The sequence below is a fragment of the Neisseria sp. P0009.S008 genome, from assembly GCF_051958615.1.
Classification (GTDB): domain Bacteria; phylum Pseudomonadota; class Gammaproteobacteria; order Burkholderiales; family Neisseriaceae; genus Neisseria; species Neisseria subflava.
The window spans coordinates 1-291 of record NZ_JBQCVG010000050.1 but is presented as its reverse complement, the minus strand read 5'-3'; the positions used below and the strand labels follow the sequence as shown (position 1 = coordinate 291).

Genomic DNA, 291 nt, shown 5'->3' with positions numbered 1-291 from the left:
GGCGGCTTTGTATGGGGCCGGGAATGAAGACCTGGACAAATGGAGACTTTACATTGGGTAAAGGGATAAACGGATAGACACCTTTGCAAAATCCCCCCAAATCCCCTAAATTCCCACCAAGACATTTAGGGGATTTTCCATGAGCACCTTCTTCCGGCAAACCGCACAAGCCATGATTGCCAAACACATCAACCGCTTCCCACTATTGAAGTTAGATCAAGTGATTGATTGGCAGCCGATCGAACAATACCTGAATCGTCAAAGAACCCATTACCTTAGAGACCACCGCGG

The 291-nt window shown here is 47.8% G+C and carries 1 pseudogene; it reads left to right on the top strand.

What is annotated here, in order from left to right:
* Window positions 1-139 precede the first annotated feature (139 nt).
* A pseudogene (locus ACTHSQ_RS11195) lies at window positions 140-291 on the top strand (IS5/IS1182 family transposase); the annotation flags it as partial.